The following is a 3,463-nucleotide window of genomic DNA, read 5'->3' on the forward strand; positions in this document are numbered from 1 at the left end:
CTTTATATTTAGTTGCTACTCCTATAGGTAATATGTCAGATTTAACTTTTAGAGCTTTAGATATTCTAAAACAGGTAGATTATATTTTGGCTGAAGATACTCGTCAGGCGTATAAAATTTTGAAATTTTATCAATTTAATAATAATTTATTGTCATTACATCATTTTAATGAAAAACAACGTGTTTCTAAAGTGTTATCCCTATTGAAACAAAATAAAAATTTAGCTCTTATTAGTAATGCAGGAACTCCTTTAATTAGTGATCCGGGTTTGTTATTAGTGCGCACAGTGCAATCAGCAGGTTTTTATGTATGTTCTATACCAGGAGCTTCCGCTGTTATAACAGCTTTTAGTATTTCTACTTTTGATTTACCTTTTTTATTTTTAGGTTTTTTACCTAAAAAAACAATACAAAAAGAAAGAATTTTATTAAAATATCGTTTTTTTGAAGGTACTTTGATTTTATTTGAATCCCCTATGCGTTTATTAGACACTTTATTATTGATTCAAAAACATTATATTCGCAGAAATATTAGTTTATCTAAAGAATTAACAAAAAAATTTGAAACTATTATTTATGGCGATATTAATGAAATTTTAAAAGAAAAAGAGAAAATATCTTTTAAAGGTGAATATGTAATAACTATTGATAAAAATTTATTTTTATCAACATATCAACATTTATCTTTGGAAGAACATTTTTTGCTTTTATTAAAACATGGTTATTCCAAAAAAGAAGCTTTAAGATGTTTATCTAAAGATCGTAATATATCTAAAAAACAAATTTATCATTATTTGAAAATACCAATGGATCAGTTAGAAAATAAGGAGTAATGAAAATTAGTTTATATGATGAAAAAAGATAAATTTTTTATTACTACTTCAATTGTATATACTTCAGCTTTGCCTCATATAGGTAATGTTTATGAAATGATTTTAGCAGATGCTATAGCGCGTTTTAAAAAAATGGAAGGATATTCTGTTTTTTTTCAAACAGGAACAGATGAACATGGTCAAAAAATAGAAAATAAAGCTTTAATGAATAAGATGTCCAATCAAGAATATGTTGATTTTATTTCTTATGAAATTAAACAGGTTTATAAATCTGTAAATATTGAATATGATTATTTTATTCGAACTACCAATGAAAAACATAAACAATATGTTCAAAAATTTATAGATCAACTATTTCAACAAAAAGATATTTATCTGGGGATTTATCAAGGATGGTATTCTATTTCAGAAGAAAGTTATGTATCAGAAAAAGATTTAATTGATAAAAAGTTGCCTAGTGGAGAAACTCCGATTTGGATGCAAGAAGAAGTTTATTTTTTTAAATTATCAAAATATCAACCGCTTTTATTAAAATATTTAAAAGAAAATACTGATTTAATCAAACCATTAGCATGTCGAAAAGAAATTTTAAATTTATTAAAAGAACCATTAGCAGATTTATCTATTTCAAGAACTTCTTTTAAATGGGGTATACCTTTACCTTTCGATAATGATCATATTACTTATGTTTGGTTTGATGCTTTAAGCAATTATATTACAAGTTTATTAGATGATCCTGAAAAAGATTATTCTAAAAATTGGTATGATCACAAAAATTTAGTTAAATATTGGCCACCTGATTTACAAATTATAGGTAAAGATATTGTGAGATTTCATTTGATTTATTATTTAAGTTTTTTATTTGCTTTAAAACTACCTTTACCGAAACAATTTTTAATTCATCCTTGGATTTTATTTAATGATCGTAAAATGTCTAAATCTACTCAAAATGTAGTTTACGTTGATGATTTAAAGAAAATATTTCCTATTGATGCTATTCGTTATTTTGTTTTACATGAGATTCCTTATGCATCTGATGGCTGTTTAACTTATGATTTAATGTTTGAACGTTATAATACAGATTTGATAAATACTGTTGGTAATTTATTAAGTCGTTCTTTAGGAATGTTAAAAAAATATCGCGATAATAAAATTGTTAAAGTTAATAACTTTGAAGATGAATTAGGATTACAATTATCTAATTTAGCTATTTCAACTTTACCAAAAATTCGTTCGTGTATGGAAGATTTTAAAGTATCTGAGGCTATCGAAAATATTATGCATTTAGCTCGTTATGGCAATAAATACATTGATTTAATGAAACCATGGGAATTATTTAAAAGTAATTGTCCTCAAGATATTAATAAATTAAATTATTTTTTATATAATGCTATAGAAAATCTACGTTTTATTGGCATTTTATTGCAACCCTTTTTACCGGTTACCGCTCAATGTATTTTAGATCAAATTCAATCGGAAGAAAATACTTTTGAAAGTTTAAAATTTTTTGGTATTACCAAAAATAAAATTTTAGTAGGTCAGAAAGATAAACTATTTCAGCGTTTCGAAAAAGAAAAATTAAAAATTTTTTTTAATTAATCATTTTTATTTGAATATAAAAAATTTATTATTTTAATAAATAAATTAAAATAAATATAATGTCATTTTTTTAAAATATAAGAGTAAATTGTAAATTAAATTATTTAAAAAGGATTGTAAATGAGAATAATACCTTACGAATTATATCCACACACCCCTGATATTTCTTTATGCGCTTTAAGAAAAGAATTTGGTATGTATGATTATTGTTTAAATAAAAATGTTAAAAATAAAGCTATGCAATTTTTTTTAGATTTAGGTCGTAATTATTTTAATTTGTCTATTCATAAATGGGTTTTAGAAATGTCCCAACGAACTCATTATGTTAATAGTTTTCATTATTTTTACGCTAAAAATCATGATTATATAATCGTTAACACAAATTTTTTAGTAATTTTAGAATGCTGTTTACAATGGGAATTAAAAAGTTTTTTGCCTTATAATAGAAATTTATCATGGTATACAATTGTTAAATCTTTATTATCCATCGATGGGCGCCAAAAGATGCCTAAATTTCGTGCTATTTAACCAATAGCCAGGGCTGATAAACCCTGAAAGGATATGGTCGGTCAGGCAGACGAAAGAATGTCAGATTAGAGCAGACCATAAAAGCGGGTTGCGACGAAAGCAAATTAGTCAAGAGGAACTCCGCCACCGAATAATTCCATGGAGAAGCCTGAAATGGCCTAAGAAGGGAAATGATGTAATGATAAGACCTTTCCGGAAGTTGCTTAAACGGACAGTCCAGAGTCTACTAATATATTATCGATGTATTGAGTAGTTTATCAAGTGAAGAAAACCTGGAATCAGCCTCCAAAGTGAGGATACTTCCCCTAAAGAATTAAGGTAGAAATTTAGCGTAACTTGGAGAATCCTAAAACTAAGTAATTAAATTTACTAATCTGGAAATAAAAGTCTGGATGGTCAAGGATAAAGCATCTTTTTAGTAGTCATAAGGGTAAACCTAAATTTGGAATAATTTAGTTAATCGGCTTATCAAGAAGAGAGTTAATCACTCTTATAGGGCGAAA

The 3,463-nt window shown here is 25.9% G+C and carries 3 protein-coding genes; all 3 read left to right on the forward strand.

What is annotated here, in order from left to right; genetic code table 11:
- Positions 1 to 833, forward strand: an 833-nt coding sequence (rsmI, locus tag OC710_RS02515) for a 16S rRNA (cytidine(1402)-2'-O)-methyltransferase (protein ID WP_304515003.1), incomplete at its 5' end; no start/stop codon positions are given.
- Positions 834 to 848: 15 nt separating this feature from the next.
- On the forward strand, positions 849 to 2,432 hold the full coding sequence (locus OC710_RS02520; protein ID WP_004995574.1) for a class I tRNA ligase family protein: 1,584 nt from the start codon (positions 849 to 851) through the stop codon (positions 2,430 to 2,432).
- Positions 2,433 to 2,552: 120 nt separating this feature from the next.
- Positions 2,553 to 2,960, forward strand: coding sequence for a hypothetical protein (locus OC710_RS02525; RefSeq protein WP_004995575.1), 408 nt, complete (start codon positions 2,553 to 2,555; stop codon positions 2,958 to 2,960).
- Positions 2,961 to 3,463: the final 503 nt, after the last annotated feature.

The organism is 'Vigna radiata' phytoplasma, from assembly GCF_030586915.1.
GTDB lineage: Bacteria > Bacillota_I > Bacilli_A > Acholeplasmatales > Acholeplasmataceae > Phytoplasma > Phytoplasma australasiaticum.